The sequence below is a fragment of the Pedobacter sp. genome, from assembly GCF_045627485.1.
Lineage (GTDB): Bacteria > Bacteroidota > Bacteroidia > Sphingobacteriales > Sphingobacteriaceae > Pedobacter.
In genome coordinates this window covers 1-25,641 of the sequence record NZ_JAZQNU010000021.1, presented here as the reverse complement: position 1 = coordinate 25,641, position 25,641 = coordinate 1, and the positions used below count along the sequence as shown (strand labels likewise).

The 25,641-nt window shown below is 40.4% G+C and carries 25 protein-coding genes; 10 read left to right on the top strand and 15 right to left on the bottom strand.

Going from position 1 to position 25,641, the window contains the following annotated elements; genetic code table 11:
* The 3 genes from ACR2F3_RS01900 to ACR2F3_RS01890 form a co-directional block, all read left to right on the top strand.
* Positions 1 to 313 (top strand): glycoside hydrolase family 30 beta sandwich domain-containing protein (locus ACR2F3_RS01900; protein WP_432708290.1); only part of this gene is annotated, 313 nt, incomplete at its 5' end.
* 747 nt (positions 314 to 1,060) lie between these two features.
* Positions 1,061 to 2,359 (top strand): DUF2268 domain-containing putative Zn-dependent protease, encoded by a 1,299-nt coding sequence (locus ACR2F3_RS01895; RefSeq protein WP_432708289.1) that lies wholly within the window; start codon positions 1,061 to 1,063, stop codon positions 2,357 to 2,359.
* A 335-nt stretch (positions 2,360 to 2,694) separates the two neighbouring features.
* A complete protein-coding gene (locus ACR2F3_RS01890) occupies positions 2,695 to 3,126 on the top strand; it encodes a hypothetical protein (RefSeq protein ID WP_432708288.1) in 432 nt (143 codons plus the stop codon).
* Between the two features lies 1 nt (position 3,127).
* On the opposite strand, the gene ACR2F3_RS01885 is transcribed toward ACR2F3_RS01890, so the two are convergent.
* Both ACR2F3_RS01885 and panB read right to left on the bottom strand, forming a co-directional pair.
* The gene (locus tag ACR2F3_RS01885; RefSeq protein WP_432708287.1) at positions 3,128 to 3,814 is read right to left on the bottom strand and encodes an RluA family pseudouridine synthase; all 687 of its coding nucleotides are present in this window, start codon (positions 3,812 to 3,814) and stop codon (positions 3,128 to 3,130) included.
* A complete protein-coding gene (gene panB / locus ACR2F3_RS01880) occupies positions 3,814 to 4,629 on the bottom strand; it encodes a 3-methyl-2-oxobutanoate hydroxymethyltransferase (protein ID WP_432708286.1) in 816 nt (271 codons plus the stop codon). The genes ACR2F3_RS01885 and panB overlap by 1 nt, the downstream gene beginning before the upstream one ends.
* A gap of 224 nt (positions 4,630 to 4,853) precedes the next feature.
* Here panB and carA point away from each other — a divergent pair, with 224 nt between their 5' ends.
* The 5 genes from carA to ACR2F3_RS01855 all read left to right on the top strand — a co-directional run bounded on the left by carA (position 4,854) and on the right by ACR2F3_RS01855 (position 9,725).
* The gene (gene carA, locus ACR2F3_RS01875) at positions 4,854 to 5,966 is read left to right on the top strand and encodes a glutamine-hydrolyzing carbamoyl-phosphate synthase small subunit (protein ID WP_432708285.1); all 1,113 of its coding nucleotides are present in this window, start codon (positions 4,854 to 4,856) and stop codon (positions 5,964 to 5,966) included.
* An 83-nt stretch (positions 5,967 to 6,049) separates the two neighbouring features.
* The gene (locus tag ACR2F3_RS01870; protein WP_432708284.1) at positions 6,050 to 6,817 is read left to right on the top strand and encodes an ABC transporter ATP-binding protein; all 768 of its coding nucleotides are present in this window, start codon (positions 6,050 to 6,052) and stop codon (positions 6,815 to 6,817) included.
* Positions 6,818 to 6,828: 11 nt separating this feature from the next.
* Positions 6,829 to 7,920, top strand: a complete 1,092-nt coding sequence (locus ACR2F3_RS01865; RefSeq protein ID WP_432708283.1) for an ABC transporter permease — start codon at positions 6,829 to 6,831, stop codon at positions 7,918 to 7,920.
* 105 nt (positions 7,921 to 8,025) lie between these two features.
* Positions 8,026 to 9,318 carry a phosphopyruvate hydratase gene (gene eno / locus ACR2F3_RS01860; protein WP_432708282.1) on the top strand — a complete coding sequence of 431 codons (1,293 nt, stop codon included), beginning with the start codon at positions 8,026 to 8,028 and terminating at the stop codon, positions 9,316 to 9,318.
* 107 nt (positions 9,319 to 9,425) lie between these two features.
* On the top strand, positions 9,426 to 9,725 hold the full coding sequence (locus ACR2F3_RS01855; RefSeq protein ID WP_432708281.1) for an FtsB family cell division protein: 300 nt from the start codon (positions 9,426 to 9,428) through the stop codon (positions 9,723 to 9,725).
* 1 nt (position 9,726) lies between these two features.
* On the opposite strand, the gene ACR2F3_RS01850 is transcribed toward ACR2F3_RS01855, so the two are convergent.
* From ACR2F3_RS01850 to truA, 13 genes are all read right to left on the bottom strand, one after another.
* Positions 9,727 to 10,782, bottom strand: a complete 1,056-nt coding sequence (locus ACR2F3_RS01850) for a PAS domain-containing protein (RefSeq protein ID WP_432708280.1) — start codon at positions 10,780 to 10,782, stop codon at positions 9,727 to 9,729.
* 11 nt (positions 10,783 to 10,793) lie between these two features.
* A complete protein-coding gene (locus ACR2F3_RS01845; protein ID WP_432708279.1) occupies positions 10,794 to 11,594 on the bottom strand; it encodes an alpha/beta fold hydrolase in 801 nt (266 codons plus the stop codon).
* Between the two features lie 130 nt (positions 11,595 to 11,724).
* Positions 11,725 to 12,468, bottom strand: a complete 744-nt coding sequence (fabG, locus tag ACR2F3_RS01840; RefSeq protein ID WP_432708278.1) for a 3-oxoacyl-[acyl-carrier-protein] reductase — start codon at positions 12,466 to 12,468, stop codon at positions 11,725 to 11,727.
* A 12-nt stretch (positions 12,469 to 12,480) separates the two neighbouring features.
* The gene (locus ACR2F3_RS01835; protein ID WP_432708277.1) at positions 12,481 to 13,557 is read right to left on the bottom strand and encodes an agmatine deiminase family protein; all 1,077 of its coding nucleotides are present in this window, start codon (positions 13,555 to 13,557) and stop codon (positions 12,481 to 12,483) included.
* A complete protein-coding gene (locus ACR2F3_RS01830) occupies positions 13,541 to 14,416 on the bottom strand; it encodes a carbon-nitrogen hydrolase (RefSeq protein WP_432708276.1) in 876 nt (291 codons plus the stop codon). The genes ACR2F3_RS01835 and ACR2F3_RS01830 overlap by 17 nt, the downstream gene beginning before the upstream one ends.
* A 63-nt stretch (positions 14,417 to 14,479) precedes the next feature.
* Positions 14,480 to 14,677: a cysteine-rich CWC family protein gene (locus ACR2F3_RS01825; protein ID WP_432708275.1), complete on the bottom strand. Its 198-nt coding sequence runs from the start codon at positions 14,675 to 14,677 to the stop codon at positions 14,480 to 14,482.
* 72 nt (positions 14,678 to 14,749) lie between these two features.
* Entirely contained in the window at positions 14,750 to 17,128 is a 2,379-nt protein-coding gene (locus tag ACR2F3_RS01820; protein WP_432708274.1) for a ribonucleoside-diphosphate reductase subunit alpha, read from the bottom strand.
* Between the two features lie 84 nt (positions 17,129 to 17,212).
* Positions 17,213 to 18,187, bottom strand: coding sequence for a ribonucleoside-diphosphate reductase small subunit (locus ACR2F3_RS01815; RefSeq protein ID WP_432708273.1), 975 nt, complete (start codon positions 18,185 to 18,187; stop codon positions 17,213 to 17,215).
* A 284-nt stretch (positions 18,188 to 18,471) separates the two neighbouring features.
* The gene (locus tag ACR2F3_RS01810) at positions 18,472 to 18,834 is read right to left on the bottom strand and encodes a septal ring lytic transglycosylase RlpA family protein (RefSeq protein WP_432708272.1); all 363 of its coding nucleotides are present in this window, start codon (positions 18,832 to 18,834) and stop codon (positions 18,472 to 18,474) included.
* A 136-nt stretch (positions 18,835 to 18,970) separates the two neighbouring features.
* Positions 18,971 to 19,453 (bottom strand): methionine-R-sulfoxide reductase, encoded by a 483-nt coding sequence (locus tag ACR2F3_RS01805; protein ID WP_432708271.1) that lies wholly within the window; start codon positions 19,451 to 19,453, stop codon positions 18,971 to 18,973.
* A 201-nt stretch (positions 19,454 to 19,654) separates the two neighbouring features.
* Positions 19,655 to 20,527, bottom strand: coding sequence for a succinate--CoA ligase subunit alpha (sucD, locus tag ACR2F3_RS01800; protein ID WP_432708270.1), 873 nt, complete (start codon positions 20,525 to 20,527; stop codon positions 19,655 to 19,657).
* A gap of 54 nt (positions 20,528 to 20,581) precedes the next feature.
* Positions 20,582 to 22,351: an ABC transporter ATP-binding protein gene (locus ACR2F3_RS01795; protein WP_432708269.1), complete on the bottom strand. Its 1,770-nt coding sequence runs from the start codon at positions 22,349 to 22,351 to the stop codon at positions 20,582 to 20,584.
* Entirely contained in the window at positions 22,344 to 23,111 is a 768-nt protein-coding gene (gene truA, locus ACR2F3_RS01790) for a tRNA pseudouridine(38-40) synthase TruA (protein WP_432708268.1), read from the bottom strand. Before truA ends, ACR2F3_RS01795 begins: the two co-directional genes overlap by 8 nt.
* 86 nt (positions 23,112 to 23,197) lie before the next feature.
* Here truA and ACR2F3_RS01785 point away from each other — a divergent pair, with 86 nt between their 5' ends.
* Both ACR2F3_RS01785 and ACR2F3_RS01780 read left to right on the top strand, forming a co-directional pair.
* Positions 23,198 to 23,656: a DUF4293 domain-containing protein gene (locus ACR2F3_RS01785; protein ID WP_432708267.1), complete on the top strand. Its 459-nt coding sequence runs from the start codon at positions 23,198 to 23,200 to the stop codon at positions 23,654 to 23,656.
* Positions 23,657 to 23,745: 89 nt separating this feature from the next.
* Positions 23,746 to 25,599, top strand: coding sequence for a DEAD/DEAH box helicase (locus ACR2F3_RS01780; protein ID WP_432708266.1), 1,854 nt, complete (start codon positions 23,746 to 23,748; stop codon positions 25,597 to 25,599).
* The last annotated feature ends 42 nt before the right edge of the window (positions 25,600 to 25,641 follow it).

Below are 25,641 nucleotides of genomic sequence, written 5' to 3'. Positions count from 1 at the left end.
TAATTACGGACCGCATACAGATGGTGGTTGTGTAAGTTGTTTGGGGGCCCTGACCATCGCTCCAGGTGTGAGCAGAAATGTGGCTTATTATGTAATTGGCCACGCGTCGAAGTTTGTGCCGACAGGTTCGGTACGTATTGCATCGAATAACTTAAGCACCTTACCCAATGTGGCTTTTAAAACACCAGAGGGAAAGAAAGTACTGATTGTGATGAACACCAGCGGTACTGACCAGCATTTCCAAATTAAGGACGCGGGCAAATACCAGCACATTAGCTTAGAAGCGGGAGCCGCAGCTACACTGGTGTGGTAATTCGTTTGATTTGTTATTAACCTGCGCAGGGGTTGCTCATCATAGGGCAACCCCTGTTTTGTATTCTCACAAAGCCATAGGGCGTGATTAGTTATTAAGCGCTATTAGGCTCTTAAATATACACTTGCTTTCGTATTGAAAACTGATGATAATTTATTATCAATATTCTTTCTACTTTTAAGAAGATCTAAATAAAACAGCAACAGTATCGTAGAAGAAATTCTGCAATTTATCAAGAAAGCTTACACCCTGCTTTGCCTATTTTCGTGCTAAATATTATTATCAAAAACTCATTATCTCAAACAGCTAAAACGACTTTGATTAATGGAATGGGTTTTTGAGAATCAACAAAAAAGATAATAAATTGACCATGCTTATAAGGGAAAGATTTATTTGTCCAATCGCATTACTCCAGGGCAACAATGTATTATCAAAAAACGAGCGTGGCTGTTGCAGAACTCATGGGAAATAAAAAAGCTATCGAATAAGTCGCGGCAACTGCCTCAGATTTGGCTATAGGCTACTCTAACGGGATAACTCTACTTTTAAGAGATTCTCAGGGCTCCAAACTACCAACGAATCACCCTTATAAAATTACAGGATAGTTCTGCAACAGCCACGGTGATTATCCAGATACCAGGTTTCACTCTATCAAAACCAAGCCGGGCATTTTGCGGATATAGAAATTTCTTTTCACTTGCCGGTAACTTTAGTCTAATGCTCTCGTCTTATATGAAAATATAATATATGAAGCTTCTACGAATTATAGTCCTTGCCTTTTTTCCTTTAATAACTAAAGCGCAGAATGTTCAGACATCTCAAGTTTCTACATCTGATATTGACCATTTTTGGATAGCTTATGATAGCGCAAAGACTACTTCCGATACGCTCATTCAAAGGCAGTATATTCAAAAACTCTATATAGATAAAGGCTCTGTAGGGCTACAAGCTTTTATGAAGGCTCGCGATTATGATGCAAAGCTTTGGGTTGAACTTATCAATAAATATCCCAAGTTTTGGACTAGCATAAGAAAAAACACCTTGCAAGCTAAAATGCAGGCTAAGGCTATTGAAGCAAGCATAAATCAGTTTAGAAAACTTTATCCGGAAATGCGTGCTGCCAAGATGTACTTCACTATCGGGGGGCTGCGTTCTGGTGGCACAACTAAAGATGATATGGTTTTAGTGGGAGCCGAAATCGCGACGGCTGACCAAGCAACTGATGCTACAGAATTGAGCGATTGGCTGAAAAATATTTTTGAAAATCAAAAGGAAGCTAATTTGGTTAGCATAAATGTTCACGAGTACGTTCATACCCAACAAAAACTAAACGGCCATACTTTACTGGCCCAGAGCATTAGGGAAGGTTCAGCCGACTTTATTAGCGAACTGGTGACGGGAAAAATTGATAGCAGTGCTTATACAGTTTATGGAAGGCAACACGAAGCTCAATTAAAGGAATTGTTCAAAATTGATATGTTCAGTACTGAAACGTCTAATTGGTTGTATAATGGCTCAAACGCAGCATATGCGGATTTAGGTTACTTTATGGGATATACTATTTGCAAATCTTACTATAAAAACCAACCAAACAAAAGAAAGGCTGTAAAAGATATTATTGAGCTTAACTACCAAGACTCATTGCAAGTACTCGATTTTTTGACAACATCTAAATATTATGCTGAGCCTTTAAATCCAGCTGAATTGCTGAAAAAGTTTGAAGCCCTGCGACCTTATGTTGTAAACCTATCACCTGACATTAATTTGAAAACCGACGTGGCTACAACTTTAACTGAATTAACATTCAATTTTTCTCAACCGATGGAAGCAGGAAAATCTATCTCTTTTGGTGAAGGAGGCAAAGAGCATTTCCCACTCACCAAGATTACTGGTTTCAGTGAAGATCGAAAAACTTTCAAAGTCAATCTTTCTTTAGCACCAAACAAAGACTATAATTTTGTAATTACGGGCAAAGGATTCAAGTCCCAGGCTGGATATCCGCTTAAAGAATATACTGTTCATTTTAAAACTAATAAGGCTAAATAGTTTTTTTATACACCCAGTGCTTGTTTCATCAAATAACGGTGGTGGCTGTTGCAGAAGGGGTATGTTTTCTTAAGCATCGAAATGTATGAAACGGCAAAATACCGTTGAAGAAATTGTGCAATTTATTATTAAAGTTCACAAGCAGTGCAGCCCGCTTACCAGGATTGCCCAAGGTATAAAAAACGGGTCGTATTTTTTGGAATGTTTAAGTCCAGATTTTTCATGATCTGGTTTTAACTAAATTCACGCATTCGTTTTACTCTTACAGATGCTTAGCTATTTACATCATAACCTTTTGGCCTTTCATTTGTTATAACAACAAGATCGACAACCCTATGAGAAACCATGCACTAGCCTTGATTGCCTTAAGCGCGCTGTTGGCAGCCTGTAATCCTAAACCGGAAAATAATGTTATAATTGACACCGCGGCGGAGGAAATCAAGTTAACGGCTAATGAAGATGCATGTTACACCTATATTAAAAACAGGGATACCATATCTTTAACCATGAGCCAGGTAGGCACTGCTATAACTGGAAGGTTAACGTATAATTTATTTGAAAAAGATAGAAATGAAGGTCGTGTAGTGGGTAAAATCAAGGGCGATACCATCTTGCTCGATTACACTTTTGCCTCGGAGGGGGTTACTTCCCAACGACCTGTAGCCTTTTTAAAACAAGAAGACAAATTGATTGAAGGTTTCGGCCCTGACGAATTAAGAAAGTACGACACCAACGGTATCGTACTCGAAAAAATTGTTTGTAGGTAGTTTAGAAATTCTCAAAACGCTCCCAAAAGCCGTCTACAGGGAGTTTTGCAAATATGGTAACGGGTTCTTTTTTAACCGGATGGATAAACTGAAGCTTGCGCGCATGTAGGCATATACTGCCTTTACGACTGCCACGAGGATAGCCATATTTATTATCGCCCACGATAGGGCAACCCATGGAGGCCAATTGCACCCGGATCTGGTGTGATCTACCGGTTAGGGGATCAACTTCCAGCAGGTAATAACCACCTAATTCTCCAATAAGCTTGTAGCTGAGTTCTGCACGCTGGCTGCCCGGAACTTCTTTGGCATGTGCAGTAACCACGTTTTTCTGTGTATTTTTTAACAAATAATGAACTAACGTACCAGAAAGAGCAGCTGGTTTATTGCGAACCACTGCCCAATATGTTTTTTTAACCTCACGGTTTTTGAACACATCGTTCATTCGTGACAAGGCTTTGCTGGTTCGTGCAAAGAGAATGACGCCACTTACCGGTCGGTCTAAGCGGTGCATAACACCCAGAAAAACTTCATTGGGTTTATTGTATTTGATGGCTATGTATTTTTTAACCATCTCATCCAGCGATTCATCACCAGTTTCATCCACCTGCACAATATCACCTGCACGTTTATTAACTGCAATTAAATGATTGTCTTCAAAAAGTATATCTTTCTCGCTTACCGGCATTAGTATTGTTCTTTTTCGTTAGGAAAATCTTTCCCTTTAACGTCTTTAATATATGATTCTGCAGCACCTTTAATACCTTCGTAAAGGTCCATGTACTGGCGTAAGAAACGAGGTTTGAAACCTTTGGTTAAACCAATCATGTCATTAACTACCAATACCTGTCCATCGCAATGAGGCCCTGCACCAATACCGATTGTAGGGATAAGCAGGCTTTCGGATACTTCTTTGGCAAGTTTAGCAGGAATCTTTTCTAAAACCACAGAGAAACAGCCAGCTTCTTGTAAAATTAAAGCATCACTTCTTAACTTCTCTGCTTCTAATTCGTCCTTGGCTCTTACGGTATAGGTACCAAATTTATAGATAGACTGTGGAGTTAAGCCTAAATGGCCCATTACCGGAATGCCCGCGGTAATAATACGTTGTAACGATTCTACAATTTCCTGTCCGCCTTCCAGTTTTACACCGTGCGCACCAGATTCTTTCATGATGCGAATGGCAGAGTTTAATGCTTCCTTAGAATTACCCTGGTAGGTTCCAAAAGGAAGATCAACAACCACAAACGCACGTCCTGCTCCCCTTACAACACTCTGAGCATGATATATCATCTGATCAAGGGTAATAGGTAAAGTCGTTTCATGACCAGCCATCACATTCGAGGCCGAATCGCCTACTAATAATACATCCAGGCCAGCATCACCAAGGATAGTAGCCATCGAATAGTCGTAGGCGGTGAGCATAGCAATCTTCTCACCATTGTCTTTCATGGCCTGAAGTGTATGTGTAGTAATGCGTTTAACTTCTTTATTTATGGACATTTCTATGAATTTTTAGGTAACAAAATTAAGTTTTACAATTGAAAAATAGTCGTTATTACTTGTATTAAAAAAAATATTGAATTTCCCTCTCAAACACTTATCTTTGTATCCCGAAATGCACGGGTTACCTAACAACACACTTGTTAACACAAAATGCAGTAGTTCCACTACTATATCCCTCCATTTTTTTTCTTTTTTCAATCTAATTTCTGATTTATATTATCATGACTAACTACATCAAGTTACCTGCGATCTTGTTATTGGCTGATGGAACCGTATTTCACGGGAAAGCAGCTGGAAAAATCGGTACCACCACTGGCGAAATTTGTTTCAATACAGGTATGACAGGTTATCAGGAGATTTTCACTGACCCGTCTTATTTTGGACAGATCATGGTAACCACCAATGCACATATTGGAAACTATGGTATACATCAGGAAGAGGGTGAATCTGAATCTATTAAAATAGCCGGTTTGGTTTGTAAAAACTACAACATTGGTTACAGCCGTAAAGAGGCTTCCGGATCTATCCAAGACTACTTTCAAGAAGAAAACATTGTCGGTATTTCCGACATTGATACACGTGCTTTAGTGCGTCACATTAGACATAAAGGCGCCATGAACGCTATCATTTCATCAGAAATTACTGATGTTGAGGAACTAAAAAAGAAACTGGAAGAGGTGCCTTCTATGGACGGACTGGAATTATCATCACAGGTATCTACCGACAACGCTTATTTCCATGGATCACCAGATGCGACTTATAAAATCGCCGCTTTAGATTTGGGTATTAAGAAGAACATCCTTCGTAATTTCGACGACAGAGATATTTATGTACAGGTTTTCCCGGCTAAAACTTCTTTTGAAGAAATGGACAAATGGGGTGCTGATGGTTATTTTATATCCAATGGCCCAGGCGATCCAGCAGCCATGCCTTATGCAATTGATACGGTAAAAGAAATTTTAGCAGCAGACAAACCGATGTTCGGCATTTGTTTAGGTCACCAGCTTTTGGCGCAGGCCAACGGCATCGGTACCATGAAAATGTTTAACGGCCACAGAGGTTTAAATCACCCGGTTAAAAATATCATCAAAAACCAATGTGAAGTAACTTCACAAAACCACGGGTTCGGTGTGATCCCTGATGAAGTGAAAAACTCTGATAAAGTTGAAATTACCCACATCAATTTGAACGACCAATCCATTGAAGGAATTCGTGTTAAAGGTAAAAAAGCATTCTCGGTACAGTACCACCCGGAATCATCACCTGGCCCACATGATTCACGTTACTTATTTGATGACTTTGTTGATATGATCAAAGGCGAACTAGCCTGGTAATAACAACATAACGTCTTACAACATGATACTGGTTTTAAGGAGAAGTTTATTTACTTACCCTTAAAACCTTTTATTTTTATACCATGGATAAAAGAAAAACCATAATAAGTGTCAGGGACCTGGTTAAGCAGTACGAAGACTTCAAAGCCGTACAGGGCATTAGTTTTGATGTTTATGAGAACGAGATCTTTGGCTTGCTGGGGCCAAACGGCGCCGGTAAAACCACTACCCTGGAGATTATCGAAACTTTGAGGCAAAAGACCTCAGGTGAGATTTTGGTAGATGGTTATTCTGTGGATAAACACGCCCAGCAAATTAAACAAATTATAGGGGTACAATTACAGGCGGCGGGTTATTACCCCAACCTGAACCTGGTTGAATTGCTAGAACTGTTTTCTGGCCTGTACGGAATGGACGTAAGTCCTATGGACATGCTGGCCAAGGTAAACCTTCAGGACAAGGCTAAAGCAAAATATAAAGCGCTTTCGGGTGGACAGAAACAACGTTTTTCCATCGCCACTACCCTGATTAATTCTCCAAAAATTGTTTTTCTGGATGAACCGACCACCGGACTGGATCCACAGGCACGCCGCAATTTATGGGATTTAATTAAAGGCATCCGCGATCAGGGAACCACTGTGGTACTCACTACCCATTACATGGACGAGGCGGAGCAACTTTGTGATCGTGTAGCTTTTGTGGAAAACGGGCGCATCATTGCTGTTGACTCCCCTGATAACTTAATAGACAACTTGGTGGCCAGTGGTTTTGAACGTAAAAAAGAAGTGAAAAAAGCCAACCTGGAAGATGTATTTATTAACCTGACCGGCCAGGAATGGCGCGAAGGATAACCCCATAACAAATGAGTAAACCTTACAATAACACCAAAGCTACCCTGGCTTTGGCAAAAGCAAGTTTCAGGTCTATTATGCGCAGTCCTTCAGCGGTAATTTTCACCCTTGCTTTTCCTCTTATATTTATCCTGGTTTTCGGGTTCATGAGCGGCGGCGGTGTGAAAATAGACCTTGCTGTAGTGCCTGGATCAGATGTTGATAATCCGGTAATTGAAGAATTACAGAAAATGCAGGTAATACGCCTGAGTACTGATAAAACGCCTGCTGAAATTCAAACGGCCCTTGAAAAAGGTAGTATTGATGCATCCATTGCTGTGGAAAAAAATCCCGCTGGCAAACCCGCTTACATCACCAACGTCACCTATACCGCAGCTTCTGTTGATGAGGCCAGCATCTTAAAATCTTTACTCAATAACCTGCTCTTAACGCTTAATACCCGCGACGTAAAACCAACAGTTGCCGAATTACATGAAACCACCGTAACAGGCAGGATTTACCGCACCATTGATTTTATATTACCCGGCCAGCTTGGCTTTGCCTTGTTAAGTACAGGCGTATTTGGAACCGCTTTTGTATTCTTTAACCTACGTCAAACCCTTGTGATCAAGCGCTTTTTTGCCACACCGGTAAAACGCTCCAGTATTGTGTTGGGCGAAGCTTTAGCAAGAATTGGGTTCTCGCTGCTGGGCGCCTTATTTATTATAATCGTCGGGCGTATATTTTTTGATTTTACGCTCATCCATGGCGTGATCACGGTAATAAATATGCTTCTGCTGGCTATTATCGGAATTATTGTATTTATGGGCTTCGGCTTCGTGGTGTCAGGAATTGCAAAAAGTGAAAGCACTATTCCACCGATATCCAACATTGTAACCTTGCCCCAATTTCTCCTGTCCGGAACATTTTTTCCGATAGAAGCTTTTCCGGAATGGCTGAAGCCAATCAGCAAGGCACTTCCCCTGACTTATCTGAATGATGCCATGCGGTTAATCGCCTTTGAAGGCGCAGGTCTATGGGACGTTAAGTTCCAAATATTCATCCTGTTAATATGGGGAATAGTGGTTTATTCGGTCGCTGTTAAGGTATTTAAATGGGAGTAATTTTGGGATTTCCAATGATAGTTTAAAAATTATTTTAACTTTGGGTATGCGCTTAGTAATTGTATTATATACACTAAGACATATTTAACCTTAAAACTAATAAAAATGAGTTTAATTATTGATGTTCATGCAAGGCAAATCCTTGATTCCAGAGGAAATCCTACAATTGAAGTAGAGGTAGTAACAGAAAACGGTAACATGGGCCGTGCAGCCGTTCCATCTGGAGCCAGCACTGGTAAACATGAAGCTGTGGAATTAAGAGATGGAGACAATAAAGTCTACATGGGCAAAGGTGTATTAAAGGCCGTTGACAACGTAAATAGTAAAATTGCCAAAGAACTTCAGGGTGTTGATGTTTTCGAACAAAACCTGATTGACAAACTAATGATCGACCTTGATGGGTCTGAAAATAAAGGAAATTTAGGTGCTAACGCTATTTTAGGTGTTTCTCTTGCCGTGGCAAAAGCTGCAGCACAGGAAAGCAGACAACCTTTATACCGTTATATCGGTGGTGTTAATGCAAACACTTTACCAGTTCCAATGATGAACATCTTAAACGGTGGTGCACATGCGGATAACAAAATTGATTTCCAGGAATTTATGATCATGCCTTTAGGTGCAAAAAGTTTCTCTGAGGCTTTGCAAATGGGTACTGAGGTTTTCCATAACCTGAAAACGGTTCTTAAGAAAAAAGGCTATTCTACTAACGTAGGTGATGAAGGTGGTTTTGCACCAAACATCGGTTCGAACGTTGAAGCTATTGAAACGGTGTTAACCGCCATTGAAGCTTCAGGTTTTACACCTGGAAAAGACATCTGGATTGCTATGGATGCTGCAGCGTCAGAAATGTATGATTCAAAAACAAAAACCTATAACTTCCATAAATCATCGGGCGAGAAATTAAGCTCTGATGAAATGGTGAACTACTGGGTGGATTGGGCAAGCAAGTACCCGATTATTTCCATCGAAGATGGTTTAGATGAAGATGATTGGGCTGCATGGGAAGCGTTAACTTTAGCCATAGGCGATAAAGTACAGCTTGTAGGTGACGACTTGTTTGTAACCAACGTAAAACGCCTTCAACAAGGTATTGATAATAACATTGCTAATTCCATTTTGGTAAAAGTTAACCAGATCGGTTCATTAACAGAAACCATCAATGCGGTAACCTTAGCACAAAACAATGGTTATACTTCTGTAATGAGCCATAGAAGTGGTGAAACTGAAGATACCACCATTGCTGATTTAGCGGTAGCGTTAAACTGTGGCCAGATCAAAACAGGATCTGCTTCACGTTCTGACAGGATTGCAAAATATAACCAGTTATTACGTATTGAAGAAGAACTTGGTAATGCCGGACGTTTTATCGGTAAAGACTTTAAATTTTTAAAGAAGTAAATATTTGTATCCGGCGGCTATTCCAGCCACTGGATTTTAATTAGAAAAATCCCTACCTTTAACCAGGCAGGGATTTTTTTATTGCTTTTTAGTTATATTTGTCTATCATGAGCCGATTACTCGAACTTTGTCGCAATAAATATTTTATCGCTACCGCAGCATTTGTGGTATGGATGCTGTTTTTTGACAAAAACGACATGTTATCGCAATATGAATTTAGAACAGAAGTAAATAAACTGCAGGAAGAAAAGGATTTTTATACCGAAGAAACTGCTAAGGTGAAGAAAGATTTAAACGAGTTGAATACCAACCTTAAAACTGCCGAAAAGTTTGCCCGGGAAAAGTATTTCATGAAAAAATCTAATGAAGACGTTTTTGTAATCATTAAGGCAGCCCCTAAAGATTAGGTTAGGTTGTTTTTGTCTGCGTGACCACCTTTTTTACCAGAAAATCCAATTCCTCCACACTTTCCACAAGACATTTGATCACATAAAGGCCCTCATCCGAAAACTTCTCTTCCTGAAGTAATGGAATGAGCCCCATGATATTGGCTAATGGTTTCCTGATCATGTGCGACTGGTCAAAAGCAATCTTCGTAAACATCCCTTTGTTCTCATTGATGGTTTTATTGGCTGTAAAAAGGTTTAGTGATAACTGTGATTGTTTAGCTAATTCCAGGACTTTATTTTTATGTATGGTAGTTCCAGCACCTATCCACAATTCTATGGTACCCTGTTCATTCCTAAAAGGTTCCATCCTAAATAGAAACCACTCCGGTTTTCCTTCCAGGTTAATCAATTTGACTTCAAAGTCTAAGCTGGTGCCTTTTTCAAAGCTTTGATCCCAAGCTTTTTTAACTACCACCCTGCTCTCTTCCGGAAAACCGGATAACTGGGTGTACCAATTGAGGTCGTCCTGCTTATAATAATCTATAAGTCGCTGATTAACGAAGCTCACTTCTCCAGAGGGTAAAACCGTCCAAATTAAGTTAGGAATACTATTTGACAAGAATTCAAACTTCTTTTTGCCTTGTTCCGCCTCATGTTTGGCCTGCAGCAAGTCTTGCTCATACTTCTTCCGGTTGGTTATTTTATGTACCGTAGCATTGATGACAACAATTTCTCCCTGCGCGTTTTTATACGCTACCGCATTGAACAGGCCATCAAATTGTTCCTGGCCATTGCTAAATTTAAAATTTACTTCATTGGCCATTTCATGCTGGTATAACATCGGATTAATAACCATCTGGAAGTACATGGCCCCCGCTGTGTTTAATAAGGAGCTAAAGTACTTATCGCTACAGTCTGCGCTATTCAGCCCTAACCACAGACAAAACGTTTCGTTGATGCGGATAATCTTTCCCTGTGCATCAAAAGATACATAACCGCAGGGTGCGTGCTGATACAGGAACTCTGCATTAATGAATTCGTCGGTCGGGGTAGCGGGAAGATCGCGGCTATGCATTATTAATCATACTAAATGAAGTTTTTAATAGCTGAAATTACTGCTTCGGGGTCACTTAAATGTGGGCAATGGCCAGAAGAATCCAAAATCACCAGTTGGTTTCCGGGCGTATGCTGGTGAACATACTGAGCTACCCTCACAGAGGTAATCACATCATCCTGTCCCTGTATCGTAAGGCTTGGCACTTTAAGCAATGGTAATTTGTCCCTGTAATCTGAGTAGAAAGTAACCTTGGCAAAGTTTTTTGCTATGCCAGGTTCGGCGGCCTGAAACGAAGCCGTGAGTCTCTGACCAAGCTCAGGGCGATCGGGGTTACCGATAATAGCAGGCGCCATGGTGCTTGACCACCCCAGGTAATTACTGTCCATCACCGCCAGCAGGTCTTCAAGATCGTTAAGATCTATTCCGCCGTGATAACCTTCCTCATTAATATAGCGAGGTGAGGGACCAATAAAAATAAGTTTCTGGAATATGGAAGGTTCTTGCTCTGCGGCAAGTACACCGATCATGCTGCTTACAGAATGGCCAATGAATATGACATCATGAAGGTTTAGTGCATGGCATATCTCAATAACATCCATAGCAAAACCATGGAGTGTTCTATATCGTTGCTCATCATAGGCGGAAAGGTCAGACTGCCCGGCACCAACATAGTCAAATAATACAATCTTATAATCTTCCTCAAACGGAGGTATAATAGCGTTAAAGCTGTTTTGATCGTTGCCGAACCCATGAGCAAACATTAACGTCTGCTGGCCCTGTCCAATGACACGAACATTATTTCTTTCTATAATATGATTATCTATACTCATTTAATAAACGATGAAATTTACTACATCTTGTTTAAACACATTAAGCCACTGTTAATTATTAAAACAGTGGCTTAATATAGGATTAAAATTTAAATTATTAAATATACTTTTTCACCTAAGTATTTGTGGATTAAAGCATTCCGCCGCAAACCGACAATACTTGCCCGGTTACATAGGCACTCATGTCGGAGGCAAGGAAAACGCATACGTTAGCCACATCTTCCGGCTCGCCTGCCCTTTTCAAAGGAATACCCTGTTCCCATCCCTGTACCACTTTAGGATCAAGAACGTCAGTCATTTCGGTACGGATAAATCCTGGGGCAACTACGTTAGCGCGAATATTACGCGAACCTAATTCTTTGGCTACCGATTTAGAGAAACCGATGATACCTGCTTTAGAAGCGGCATAATTAGTCTGACCAGCATTACCCTGAACCCCTACTACAGAACTCATGTTGATAAATACCCCTTTGCGGTTTTTCATCATGATTTTTGATGCCGCTTTTGTAACATTAAACACAGATTTCAGGTTCACATTGATTACATCATCAAAGTTCTCTTCGCTCATGCGCATCAAAAGGCCATCCTTAGTAATACCAGCGTTGTTAACTACAATATCAAGTGTACCGAAGTCGGCTACGATCGCTGTGATTAATTGCTCTGCCTGGTCAAATTTCGAAGCATCAGAACGGTAACCTTTAACTTTGGTACCATAAGCCTGCAATTCCTGCTCCAGGGCTTCGCCCTTTTCAACTGACGATAAATAGGTAAAAGCAACATTAGCACCCTGCTCAGCAAATTTCTCTGCTATTTTACGGCCTATTCCTTTAGATGCACCCGTAATCAGTGCGGTTTTTCCTTCTAGTAATTTCATGTATGAGGTATTTTATATAGCTGGTGTTAAAATGGGTTGGATTGCTGGTTCCTGCTGACTTAAACAATGGAAGCTGCCTAATCCCCAGATTATGTCGGTAGAATCGATTCCTACAACTTTTCGGTCTGGAAATGCCTGCTGAATAATATCGAGCGCAATGCTATCGTTGGCATCTCTAAATGTAGGAACCACTACGGCATGGTTTGCGATGTAAAAATTCGCATAGGATGCAGGCAAACGGGTATCTTCAAAGATCACCGGCGACGGCATAGGCAACGTTATAATGTTTAAAGCTTCGCCATCAGGTAAATGCATGGCTTTAAGCAGTTCCAGATTCTCCTGCAAAATATAGTAGTTTTCATCCTCTGGATTGCTTTCTACTACGGTAAGCACCGTGTTTTTATTTACAAAACGGGTAATGTCATCAATATGGCCGTCGGTGTCGTCGCCAACAATGCCATCACCTAACCATAGCACCTGTTCTGCACCATAAAAATCCATCAAATATTGCTCAATCTGTGCTTTATTCAGATTGGGATTACGGTTTTCATTTAACAGACAAGCCGTGGTAGTTAATATGGTCCCTGCGCCATTAAACTCTACAGAACCACCTTCCATCACGATGCCGGGATTAAATAAAGGCAACTTAAAGTGTTCGGCAATTTTGGTTGGAATGACATCATCGAGGTCGTATGGGGGATATTTATCACCCCATGCATTATAACCCCAATCGATTACCGCCTTTTTAGTATGATCTGAATTAAGCAGAAATGCCGGACCATGATCACGACACCAGGCATCATTGCTTGGGTTAAAATAAAACTCAATGTTTGTCAGATCGGCACCTACTTTCTGTAATTCTGCCTCAGCAAAAGCTTTTGTGGCCGCGTCATTTACATTAATCCGAACCTTTTCGCCTTCCGCAACCACCTTAATGAACTCACAGTAAGGTTTGTAAATCGTTTCCAGCTTACCTGGCCATGATGCCTCTTTATGTGGCCAGCTTAACCAGGTTGCTTCATGGGGAGCCCACTCTGCAGGAAAGGTGTAACCCAACTGCTTAGGCGTATCCTTAAATAGATTCGTCATCAATATATCTTTTTGTAATCTGTGAATAACTGTCAATACGTCTGTCGCGTAAAAAAGGCCAGTGTGTGCGGTAGCTGTCTGATTTAGACAGGTCGAGTTCCACTACTTTTAATACTTCTTCCAGATGTGGTGCCTGGTATAAAATGGTTCCAAAAGGATTGGACACAAAAGATCCACCCCAGAAGGTAACGCCGGCTTCATCACCTACACGATTTACACTTACTACAGGAACACCGTTCGCAATAGCATGCGATCGTTGTATAGTCTGCCATGCATTATACTGCTCGGTATTGGTTCCCTCATCCTGTGTAGTAGCCCAGCCAATAGCGGTAGGGTAAAACAGGAAATCGGCACCCATCAAAGCGGTTAAACGTGCAGCTTCAGGATACCATTGGTCCCAGCAAATCAATACACCTATTTTAGCAAACTTTGTTTTGAATACTTTATAGCCTAAATCACCAGGAGTGAAATAGAATTTCTCATAGAACCCAGGATCATCCGGGATGTGCATTTTACGGTATTTCCCTAAATAAGTTCCATCAGCGTCTAAAACAGCGGTGGTGTTGTGATATAAACCTTCAGCACGTTTCTCAAATAAGGAGGCTACAATAACTACATTAAGTTCTGCAGCAACTTTAGAAAGCACGTCGGTAGACGGGCCCGGAATGGCTTCTGCTAATTGAAAATTGGTATAATCTTCTTCGTCACAAAAATAAAGGGAGGTAAATAATTCCTGCAGGCAAACTATCTGTGCACCTTGCGCAGCGATCTCGCGAATCTTAACGACTGCTTTATCTAAATTTTCTTGTTTATTAGCGGTACAGCTCATCTGTACCAATCCAACTTGTACTTTTGCCATGTTCAGAATATTTGAAACGCAAAGTTAATAGAAAATTTTTGTTTGCAGCCGATTGCTTGCCGATCAGATACTTTCCTGGTATTCGAGCTGTAAATCCCGTAAACAAGCCGCACATAGGCATCCCTCGTAAAGCTCACTGATGTATTGCACCTCATTCAGGTTTAATTGTACAGCATTACACTGGCACTTTAACGATGCATTGGCCTTACACTCCACCCTTGTATGGCAACGTTCGCAGGAGATGATTTCATGTTTTACCATTAAGTCAAAGGTAAGGCATAAAAAAAGGAGTAAGAAACGAATCTTACTCCTTTAAATTTTATTAAGAATGGCTTAGCCAGAGCAGCTAATGCAACCTTCTTCCATTGAACAAACTGGACCGTCTACAATTTCCTCTGCACTTTCCTCAATATGCGCCGGAATAATAGGCTCCATATTTTTACCAGCCTGATTTTCTACGGTGAACTTCACGGCTTGGGAAGCAGCTTGTGTACGCAAGTAGTACATACCTGTTTTTAGTCCTTTCTTCCATGCATAGAAGTGCATTGAAGTCAGTTTAGACGTATTTGGGGCATTGATAAACAAGTTAAGAGATTGTGACTGGCAAATGTAAGCACCGCGATCTGCAGCCATGTCAATAATGCTACGCATTTTAATTTCCCATACTGTTTTATACAGGTCTTTGATGTAATCAGGAATCTCGTCAATGTGCTGGATTGAACCATTCGCTAAAATGATTCTGTCTTTCATTGCGGTATTCCACAATCCTAAGGCAACAAGGTCTTTTAACAAGTGTTTGTTTACCACAACAAATTCCCCGCTTAACACCCTTCTGGTATAAATGTTAGAAGTATAGGGTTCAAAACATTCGTTATTACCTAAAATTTGTGAGGTAGAAGCCGTAGGCATTGGTGCTACTAATAAAGAGTTATACACACCATCTTTCACTACCTTTTCACGTAATGTTTCCCAATCCCAACGGCCGCTGTCTGGTTTAACATTCCAAAGATCAAACTGGAACTGCCCTTTCGATAAAGGTGAACCTTCGAAAGTTTGGTATGGACCATGTTTCACGGCCAAGTCATGCGACGCATTCATGGCAGCAAAATAGATCGTTTCAAAGATCTCTTTGTTTAATTTTTTCGCCTCATCACTTTCAAAAGGAAGACGCAGTAAAATAAAAGCATCAGCTAAACCCTGAACGCCTAAACCAACTGGCCTGTGACGCATGTTAGAGTTTTTAGCCTCATCTACCGGGTAGTAGTTATGATCGATTATCTTGTTCAGGTTAACAGTTACCTGGTAAGTAACGTCATACAATTTCTGGTGATCAAACTCACCATTGATTACATATCTTGGTAAAGCTAAAGAAGCTAGATTACATACGGCAACTTCGTCTTTTGCAGTGTATTCAATAATCTCTGTACACAAGTTAGAACTTTTGATTGTTCCAAGGTTCTGCTGGTTAGATTTGCTGTTAGCGGCATCTTTATACAATAAATAAGGTGTACCGGTTTCAATTTGCGAATCCAGGATAGCAAACCAAAGCTCTTGTGCTTTAATGGTTTTTCTTGCACGGCCTTCACGCTCGTAACGGGTGTATAACTCGTCGAACTCAGCACCGAAACAATCTGCTAAACCTGGTGCTTCATGAGGACAGAATAAACTCCATTCGCCATTTTCTTCCACACGTTTCATGAATAAATCACAAATCCATAAGGCGTAGAACAAGTCACGTGCACGCATTTCTTCCTTACCATGGTTTTTACGCAGGTCTAAAAATGCAAATACATCAGCATGCCATGGCTCCAAGTAAATGGCAAAAGCACCTTTACGTTTACCTCCACCCTGATCTACATAACGTGCCGTGTCATTAAACACTTTAAGCATGGGTACAATACCATTGCTGGTACCATTGGTTCCGCCAATATAAGAACCTGTTGCCCTGATGTTGTGGATACTTAGGCCAATACCTCCTGCACTTTGTGAAATTTTAGCCGTTTGTTTTAAAGTATCATAGATCCCTTCAATGCTATCATCCTGCATGGTTAATAAAAAGCAGGAAGACATTTGTGGCTTCGGTGTTGCCGCATTAAACAAGGTTGGTGTGGCATGGGTAAACCATCGCTCACTCATCAAATTGTAAGTTGCAATAGCACTTTCAATATCTTCTTTGTGGATCCCTACAGACACACGCATAAACAAGTGCTGAGGACGTTCTACAATCTGACCTTCGATTTTTAACAGATATGATTTCTCCAGGGTTTTGAAACCGAAGTAATCAAAGCCGAAATCTCTATCGTAAATAATGGTACTGTCTAAAATATCTGCATTGGCTTTAATAACTTCCCAAACATCATCAGCAATTAAAGATGCCGATTTACCAGTTTTAGAGTCGATGTAGTTGTACAACATTTCCATCGTTTTTGAAAACGACTTGGTGGTGTTTTTATGCAGGTTGGATACCGCAATACGCGATGCAAGCAAGGCATAATCAGGATGTTTTGTGGTTAAAGAGGCGGCGGTTTCTGCAGCAAGGTTATCCAGCTCTGAGGTGGTTACACCATCATACAAACCTTCAATTACCTTTTTAGCTACATCAATCGGATCAACCAATTCAGGGTTAAAGCCATAGCACAATTTTTCAATGCGGGCGGTGATTTTATCGAATCTTACCGCTTCTTTGCGGCCGTCTCTTTTTAGTACAAACATAGTATTAATATATTTTTTATGCCTTTAAAGGTTATCCGGTTAAAGGCACCAGTTTTTTAATTAGTTATATAACGTGTTGACTGACTAAAAATCGTCATCCAAAGAGAAAGCGGATGCTTTGTCTTCCGATGAGGTCAATACCCCACTTTTTTGATAATCACCAACACGTTTCTCAAAGAAATTGGTTTTACCTTGTAAGGAAATCATTTCCATAAAATCGAACGGGTTTGTTGCATGATAGATTTTTGAATAACCCAATTCTTGTAACCACCTGTCGGCAACAAATTCAATGTATTGCGACATCAATTTGGCGTTCATGCCGATTAAAGCAACCGGTAGCGCATCAGTAACAAATTCTTTTTCTATTTCGACAGCATCCTTAATGATTCCCTGCACCACTTCTTCACTTAGTTTATTCTCAAGCATTTTGTAAAGCAGACAGGCAAATTCGCAATGCATACCTTCATCTCTGGAAATTAACTCATTGCTAAAGGTTAGCCCTGGCATTAAACCACGTTTTTTCAACCAGAAGATGGAGCAGAAACTACCGCTAAAGAAGATTCCTTCTACGGCAGCAAAAGCAACCAGGCGTTCCGCAAAACTACCACCTTCAATCCAGCGTAAAGCCCAGTCTGCTTTACGTTTCACGCAAGGAACAGTTTCTACGGCATGGAACAAGCGGTCTTTTTCTTCCGGATCTTTAATATAAGTATCGATTAATAAGGCATAGGTCTCAGAGTGAATGTTTTCCATCATAATCTGGAAACCATAGAAACAGCGCGCTTCTGGAAGCTGCACTTCACTCATAAAATTAACGGCCAGGTTTTCGTTAACAATCCCGTCACTGGCAGCGAAAAAGGCAAGAATATGTGAGATAAAATGACGCTCACCATCATTTAAATTATCCCAATGCTTTTGGTCGTCAGACAAGTCAATTTCTTCAGCTGTCCAAAAACTAGCTTCACTCTTTTTATACATTTCCCAGATTTCCGGGTACTTAATTGGTAAAAGAACAAAACGGTCTTTATTTTCTCTTAATAGCAATTCTTCTTCCTGCATAATTTTATTTTAAAGAGTTTATGGATAATAAAAAGTTCATTTTTGAGCTGTGGCATACCTGTAAAATATCTGCCTTTCTCTGTATAACAAAGATAAAATTACCACCTACTGTTTGCCCATCAAAGTTGTTAACAACACTCTTATTTTATCCACAATCACAAAAGAAAGTGACATATAAATTACCTGCTAAACTTGCCGTTTAACGTAAGTTGAAAATGCTGATTTTGAAAAAAGGGCTGTAATATTTTTAATTTTCTGAGAACAACGGAGTTGCGAAAAAGAGATTACACGCCCGAGAGATCGTAACTGATTTCTACCTTGGAATGGCCTTTTCCGAAAATGCCTAAATATTTTGCAGCGCTTTCAGAAACATCTATGATATATCTTTTGGTAAAGGGGCCTCTATCGTTAATCTCCACATCAATGGTTTTACCGTTGCTGAGGTTAGTTACGGTAACGATGGTGCCAAAAGGAAGTGTGCGGTGTGCAGCAGTTAATTTTTCAGCCCGGTATTTTTTACCACTAGAGGTTCTGCGACCCTCAAATTTTCGGTGGTAATAGGTGGCTAAACCCGTTTTCGTACGAACTTTCGGTGTATCCTTTTCTGTTTTTTCTTCGTGTGCACGAACCTGTATGAACAAGAACATACTCATTAAAAGTAAACAATACTTCATATAAACTTAAGTTGGTGAAACACCAAAGATAAGAAAACTAACCGGTTAACAAAAAAAACAGCCCACTGAGGATATCAGCGGGCTGCAAGTTCGATTAAAAACCTGTGTATTATTGTGATGCAGGCACAAAATTCATCGATATAGAATTTACACAATGACGTGTGTTTTTAGCGGTAAAACCTTCTCCCAGGAATACGTGTCCAAGGTGAGCTTTACAATTGGCACATACAATTTCTGTACGCATACCATCTGCATCATCTACTCTTAAAACGGCCCCTTTAATCTCGTCATCGAAACTTGGCCATCCACAATGGGATTCAAATTTAGACTCCGAAGTATATAATGGTGCATTACATCTTTTACACACATAAGTTCCCTTTTCTTTGTTATTTAACAAGGCACCCGTGCCTGGATATTCTGTACCTTTACGTACAATTACGTCTTCTTCTTCTTTAGTTAATTTGTTCCACTCCATATTTTTTGCGTTTTTAACAGGCGGCTGCTCGCGTTGTTCTTTTTGCGCACAAGCGGTAAAACTTGTTAAAAAGAAAACACTTAACATCACCCAAAGGCTGTTGCTAATTTTACTCATTATATTAAAATAATTTGTACACTAATATACGAGATCCGTGAACATAAAGTTTGCAGGGAAATGTAAAATTAAGGACAGCCTCTAGTGTGACGCTGAATGAATCTGAGATGGATTCAATATGCCTTATCACAAATGTTTATAAACGCAAAAAGGATGTCTTTTCAGACATCCTTTTCACAAATGGTTACGATTTAATTAACCTTATTTTTTCAATAATGCAGCCATAGCTTCACCAATTTCAGCAGGACTTTCCACAACGGTGATACCACACTCTGCCATAATTTTCATTTTTGCAGCAGCTGTATCATCAGCACCACCAACAATAGCACCAGCATGCCCCATTCTACGTCCCGGAGGCGCAGTCTGACCAGCGATAAAACCAACTACTGGCTTAGTACCATGTTCTTTAATCCAAAGGGCTGCCTCTGCTTCCATACCACCACCAATTTCACCAATCATGATGATACCTTCAGTTTCAGGATCGTTCATTAACATTTCAACAGCTTCTTTTGTGGTTGTACCAATGATAGGATCTCCACCAATACCGATGGCTGTAGTGATCCCCATTCCAGCTTTAACAACCTGGTCAACGGCTTCATAGGTTAATGTTCCTGATTTAGAAACCACACCTACAGTACCTTTTTTGAAGATAAAACCTGGCATAATACCAATTTTAGCTTCATCAGCAGTAATGATTCCTGGACAGTTAGGGCCGATTAAACGGCAGTCTCTACCAGAAATATATTCTTTTACCTGAATCATATCCTTTGTTGGGATACCTTCAGTAATACAAACAATAACTTTAATTCCAGCTTCCGCAGCTTCCATAATGGCATCAGCAGCAAAAGCGGGAGGAACAAAAATAATAGATACATTGGCACCAGCCTGATCAACAGCATCTTTAACTGTGTTGAATACCGGCTTATCTAAATGGGTTTGTCCACCTTTTCCTGGCGTTACACCACCTACAACGTTAGTTCCGTATTCTATCATCTGAGAAGCATGATATGTGCCTTCATTTCCTGTAAAACCCTGAACAATAACTTTTGAATCTTTATTTACTAAAACACTCATGTATCTATAATTTTTTGTTTGCAAATCTAAGTTAATTGATATGGAATGCCAAATTTATCCGGTGATTCCTACTGAATTAAACTGTAGATCGTATAATTTTTTGTAAAAACCATTCAGTTTCAATAACTCCTGATGCGTGCCTTTTTCTTTTATTTCCCCTTTGTCCAATACGATTATCAGGTCGGCTTTCTGGATGGTCGATAAACGGTGTGCAATCACAATGGCTGTACGGCCAAACATCAGGTTATCAATAGCCCGCTGAATCATGATTTCTGTTTCCGTATCTACAGACGATGTGGCCTCGTCTAACACAAGAATAGAGGGGTTAAACACCAGTGCGCGAATGAAAGAAATCAACTGTGCCTGGCCCGCCGACAAAGTAGACCCGCGTTCCATCACATTATACTGGTAGCCACCAGGCAAACGCTCAATAAAATCATGAGCACCCACTTTTTTTGCTGCATCAACCACTTCTTCCATGGTAATGTCAGGATCGTTCAGGGTAATGTTATTAAAGATGGTATCGGAAAAAAGAAACACATCCTGTAATACGGTAGCAATCTTACCACGAAGGTACCCCAGTTCATAGTCGTCGATATTAACGCCATCCACCTTCACTGTCCCTTTTTTTATCTCATAAAAGCGGTTAAGAATATTGATCGTAGATGATTTACCAGCCCCCGTTGCACCAACCAGTGCAACAGTTTGTCCGGCTTTCACGTCGAATGAAATGTCTTTCAACACAAAGTTATCATCGTTATATGCAAACCACACCTTTTCAAAGCTGATGGCCCCCTTCATTTTCGCCGGAGCATAAGTGCCGTTATTAACCGTAATTTCGTTATTGTCTAATACATTAAAAACCCTTTCGGCTCCTACCATCCCCATTTGGAGGGTATTAAATTTATCTGCAAGCTCGCGGATGGGGCGGAACAGCATGCTGATGTACAGCAGGAACTCAGGGATGGTACCCGGAGTTACGTTCATTGGACTGGTTAATATACTTTTTGCTGCCCACCACACCAACAATCCCATAGATAAGGCTGATATAATTTCTACAACAGGAAAGAATATGGAATAATACCAGTTAGACCGTATGTTAGCATCGCGATAGCGCGAATTAATCTGCTTGAATTTCTTAAACTCCTGCTCCTCTCTAGCGAAATACTGGATAATGGCAATGCCTGAAATATGTTCCTGTAAAAAGGTATTGAGGTTAGAAACTTCTGTACGTATTTCCTGGAAGGCCGACTTTATGGCCTTCTGAAATTTGGAAGTGGCCACGATAAGCAAGGGCATAGGTAATAATACCACAATACTGAGCTCCCAATCTGAATAAAACATGACGGCTATAATGGCAGCCACCTGCAGGATATCGCCAATGATGACGATCAAACCCTCAGAAAAAATATCAGAAATGGTTTCCAGATCTGAAACGGTACGGGTAATCAACTGGCCGATCGGTGTTTTATCAAAATACTTCAGCCGCAGTTTTGTGATGTGGTTAAACACATCAACCCGTAAATCTTTAATAGCCGATTGCCCCAGTATATTTGTTAATAAAGTGTGACTATATTGTATACCACTTTGTAAAACCAGCAAGACCAGCATGATCAGGGTAAAGATCACCAGGTTGTTGTAATCGCCGGTCATTATAAAATTATCTACCGTATACTTAATAAGGTATGGACGCACGGGCGCCATGACGGCTAACAACAAGGTAAGGATAACCGACCAGACGAATATTTTGCGGTAAGGTTTCACATACTGAAAAACCCTCCTCAGTAAACCGACATTAAACGCTTCTCCAGTTATCTTAGACATCGGCTGTTACAAAAGGATAATCTACTTTGACTAAATATAAACCACAAGCAGGAACTGACTGACCGGCATTGCGCCTGTCTTTACTTTCCAGAATTTGTGCCAGTTCTACCAAATTTATTTCTTTTTTACCCACCCTGATTAAAGTGCCTACAATTGCCCTCACCATGTTTCTCAGAAAGCGATCTGCACGTATGGTAAACACCAGGGCATCGCCCGTTTTTTCAAAATAGGCTTCGGTAATTTTGCAATTATTGGTAAAGGTTTGTGTGTTGGATTTACTGAAGCAGGAGAAATCAGTATAAGTTGAAATTAACTTTGCCGCTTCGTTCATAGTGTCCACATCCAGCGGTCCTTTATATAACCAGGAGCGGTCTAATTTGAAAGGATCTTTATGAAAATGTAGGTGGTACTGGTAGGCACGTGATACGGCATGAAAGCGGGCATGTGCATCGCTATCTACTTTAAAGACCCTTTTGATGGCAATGGTATAAGGCAAAAGCGAATTAATGCTGTTTACTTTCTGTTCTACTGCGAGGTCAGGTTCAGCAAGCAGGTCAAAGTGCGCATAAAACTGTGTGGCGTGAACACCGGTATCGGTTCTGCCGCAACCTAAGGTGATTACCGGTTGCCTAAAAAATACCGATAAAGCCTTATCCAGACATTCCTGCACGGTGAGGGCGTTGGGCTGTATCTGCCAGCCATGATAAGGTGTGCCGTTGTAGGCCAATTCTATAAAAAAACGCTGCGTATCCAATACCACAAAGTTAATCTTTCTAATTACACTTCTTATAATTGTAATTGCTTAGTCTATGCCTTTTAATATATTTGCTGGAAAAATAAACTGATATGATACAAAGAGTACAATCTATATGGCTTTTTTTAGCCAGCCTTGCTTTATTCCTTTTAATCATTTTGCCTGTAGTTACCAAAATGAGTAACAACACCGAATATTGGGTATTGGTAAGTGGATTGTATCAAAAAGCGACCACGGGAACAATTAAAGTGGAAGGATTTATGGCTTTAATGATCAGCACTATTGCACTGGCTATTTTAACCTTTGCAAATATTTTTAGCTTCAGAAATAGGACATTACAAAAAAGAATTTGTAATGTGGTTATCATTTTAACAGTTGCTCTAAGTTTCTGGATCAGCCAGATGGCGCAGCATTTGCCAGGAGGAATGGAAGGTGTAGCTTACAATGCCGGGGCTTTTATGCCAATTCTAGCCATTATTTTTAATTTTTTAGCGTTACGAGGCATCAAAAATGACGAGCAGTTGATTAAATCTGCCGACAGACTTCGCTAAGTTACTGGTAGCCTGACACCTATTATTTTAATATGCATAAAAGAAAACCTAATTAAAATCGCTACCTTTGCGGCTTAATTAAATAATACATGACAAACCCATTTAAATTATTGGGGATAAGTGATGACGTTGTTAATGCTGTAACGGATTTAGGTTTCGAAAATCCAACACCTATTCAGGAACAAAGTATTCCTGTACTCTTAGAGGGCGTTAACGATTTTGTTGGTTTGGCCCAAACTGGTACAGGAAAAACAGCCGCATTCGGCTTGCCGCTGTTAGAATTGATAGACTTTAAAAGCAATAAGCCTCAGGCGTTGATTTTATGCCCTACGAGAGAGCTTTGCCTACAGATTACCAGTGACATCAAGAATTTCTCAAAAAACATCTCAGGTGCTAATGTTGTTGCCGTTTACGGTGGTGCAAACATCATGCAGCAATTACGTGAGATCAGAATCGGTGTACAAATAGTTGTGGCTACACCGGGCCGTATGTTAGACATTATTGGCCGTAAGGCTATAGATTTCTCAAATGTGAAATATGTAGTTTTAGACGAGGCTGACGAAATGTTGAACATGGGCTTCCAGGAAGACATTAATGATATTTTGTCTACTACACCAGATGATAAAAAAACTTGGTTATTCTCCGCTACAATGCCTCCTGAGGTAAGAAGAATAGCTAAAAACTACATGGACAACCCTATTGAGTTGACTATGGGTACAAAAAACACAGGTAACGTAAATATCGAACACGAGTACTATGTAGTACGCGCCAGAGATAAATACGCTGCACTTAAACGTATCGTAGATTTTAACCCGGAAATTTTTGCTGTTGTATTTTGTAAAACCAAAATGGACACGCAGGATGTTGCTGAGCACTTAATCAAAGATGGTTACAATGCTGATGCATTGCACGGAGATTTATCTCAACAACAACGTGATAAAGTAATGCAACGGTTCCGCGACAGACACATGCAATTATTAATTGCAACTGATGTAGCTGCCCGTGGTATCGATGTAAACAACGTTACTCACGTAATTAACTATTCTTTACCTGATGAAATCGAGAGTTATACCCACCGTTCTGGCCGTACTGGTCGTGCAGGTAAAACTGGTATCTCTATCTGTATCATCAATTCTAAAGAAATTGGCAAAATACGTCAGATCGAAAGAATCATTGGTAAACAATTTACCAAAGCAGAATTACCTACAGGTTTTGATGTTTGTGAAAAACAATTGTTCTCTTTAGTTCATAAAGTAAATACAGTTGAAGTAAACGAAGCACAAATCGATCAATATATTCCACGGATCATGGAACAATTTGCTGAATTAAGCAAAGAAGACGTGATCAAACGTTTTGCATCTTTAGAGTTTAACCGCTTTTTAGATTACTACAAAAACGCTCCTGATTTAAATGCATCTGCAGATGATCGTGGCGAACGTGGTGAGCGTGGAGAGCGTGGTTCTAGAAACAGTGCAGGTTATACCCGTTTGTTTATCAACTTAGGTTCGGTAGATGACTTTACTAGAGGTGATTTATTATCTTTCGTATGTAACAACGGTAAAATCAGCGGAAAAAGCATTGGAAAGATTGATCTTAAAGGTGTTTATTCATTCTTCGAAGTTGAAGACTCAAGCGTCGATGCTTTATTCAGCAATTTCAACAACGTACAATTCAACAACCGCAGTGTAAGGATTGAAAAATCTGGTGATGCAGCGGAAAGTAGAGGCGGCGGCGAAAGAAAACGCAGTTTCGGCGGCGGTGGCGGCGAAAGAAGAAGTTACGGTGGAGGCGGTCGTCGTGAAGGCGGTGCTGGAAGACGCGAAGGTGGAAACGCTGGTGGCGGATTCAAAGATTTCTCTGGCAGAAGCCGTGAGGAAAGAAGCGGTGGCGGAAGACGAGAAGGCGGAAGTAGTGCTGGCGGTGATAGAAGACGCAGGTCTTAAACTCAGTTAGCTCAACATATAAAATCCCCTGGATATTGATCC

What these genes read in the sequence shown, in the direction of transcription:
- ACR2F3_RS01895 (WP_432708289.1), top strand. Translation starts at nt 1,061, where the DNA reads ATGAAGCTTCTACGAATTATAGTCCTTGCCTTTTTTCCTTTAATAACT.
- fabG (WP_432708278.1), bottom strand. Translation starts at nt 12,468, where the DNA reads ATGAAATTACTAGAAGGAAAAACCGCACTGATTACGGGTGCATCTAAA.
- ACR2F3_RS01870 (WP_432708284.1), top strand. Translation starts at nt 6,050, where the DNA reads ATGGATAAAAGAAAAACCATAATAAGTGTCAGGGACCTGGTTAAGCAG.
- eno (WP_432708282.1), top strand. Translation starts at nt 8,026, where the DNA reads ATGAGTTTAATTATTGATGTTCATGCAAGGCAAATCCTTGATTCCAGA.
- ACR2F3_RS01855 (WP_432708281.1), top strand. Translation starts at nt 9,426, where the DNA reads ATGAGCCGATTACTCGAACTTTGTCGCAATAAATATTTTATCGCTACC.
- ACR2F3_RS01810 (WP_432708272.1), bottom strand. Translation starts at nt 18,834, where the DNA reads ATGTTCTTGTTCATACAGGTTCGTGCACACGAAGAAAAAACAGAAAAG.
- ACR2F3_RS01815 (WP_432708273.1), bottom strand. Translation starts at nt 18,187, where the DNA reads ATGCAGGAAGAAGAATTGCTATTAAGAGAAAATAAAGACCGTTTTGTT.
- ACR2F3_RS01835 (WP_432708277.1), bottom strand. Translation starts at nt 13,557, where the DNA reads ATGACGAATCTATTTAAGGATACGCCTAAGCAGTTGGGTTACACCTTT.
- ACR2F3_RS01890 (WP_432708288.1), top strand. Translation starts at nt 2,695, where the DNA reads ATGAGAAACCATGCACTAGCCTTGATTGCCTTAAGCGCGCTGTTGGCA.
- ACR2F3_RS01845 (WP_432708279.1), bottom strand. Translation starts at nt 11,594, where the DNA reads ATGAGTATAGATAATCATATTATAGAAAGAAATAATGTTCGTGTCATT.
- ACR2F3_RS01805 (WP_432708271.1), bottom strand. Translation starts at nt 19,453, where the DNA reads ATGAGTAAAATTAGCAACAGCCTTTGGGTGATGTTAAGTGTTTTCTTT.
- ACR2F3_RS01820 (WP_432708274.1), bottom strand. Translation starts at nt 17,128, where the DNA reads ATGTTTGTACTAAAAAGAGACGGCCGCAAAGAAGCGGTAAGATTCGAT.
- panB (WP_432708286.1), bottom strand. Translation starts at nt 4,629, where the DNA reads ATGTCCATAAATAAAGAAGTTAAACGCATTACTACACATACACTTCAG.
- ACR2F3_RS01865 (WP_432708283.1), top strand. Translation starts at nt 6,829, where the DNA reads ATGAGTAAACCTTACAATAACACCAAAGCTACCCTGGCTTTGGCAAAA.
- carA (WP_432708285.1), top strand. Translation starts at nt 4,854, where the DNA reads ATGACTAACTACATCAAGTTACCTGCGATCTTGTTATTGGCTGATGGA.
- ACR2F3_RS01780 (WP_432708266.1), top strand. Translation starts at nt 23,746, where the DNA reads ATGACAAACCCATTTAAATTATTGGGGATAAGTGATGACGTTGTTAAT.
- ACR2F3_RS01785 (WP_432708267.1), top strand. Translation starts at nt 23,198, where the DNA reads ATGATACAAAGAGTACAATCTATATGGCTTTTTTTAGCCAGCCTTGCT.
- ACR2F3_RS01830 (WP_432708276.1), bottom strand. Translation starts at nt 14,416, where the DNA reads ATGGCAAAAGTACAAGTTGGATTGGTACAGATGAGCTGTACCGCTAAT.
- sucD (WP_432708270.1), bottom strand. Translation starts at nt 20,527, where the DNA reads ATGAGTGTTTTAGTAAATAAAGATTCAAAAGTTATTGTTCAGGGTTTT.
- ACR2F3_RS01885 (WP_432708287.1), bottom strand. Translation starts at nt 3,814, where the DNA reads ATGCCGGTAAGCGAGAAAGATATACTTTTTGAAGACAATCATTTAATT.
- ACR2F3_RS01825 (WP_432708275.1), bottom strand. Translation starts at nt 14,677, where the DNA reads ATGGTAAAACATGAAATCATCTCCTGCGAACGTTGCCATACAAGGGTG.
- ACR2F3_RS01850 (WP_432708280.1), bottom strand. Translation starts at nt 10,782, where the DNA reads ATGCATAGCCGCGATCTTCCCGCTACCCCGACCGACGAATTCATTAAT.
- ACR2F3_RS01795 (WP_432708269.1), bottom strand. Translation starts at nt 22,351, where the DNA reads ATGTCTAAGATAACTGGAGAAGCGTTTAATGTCGGTTTACTGAGGAGG.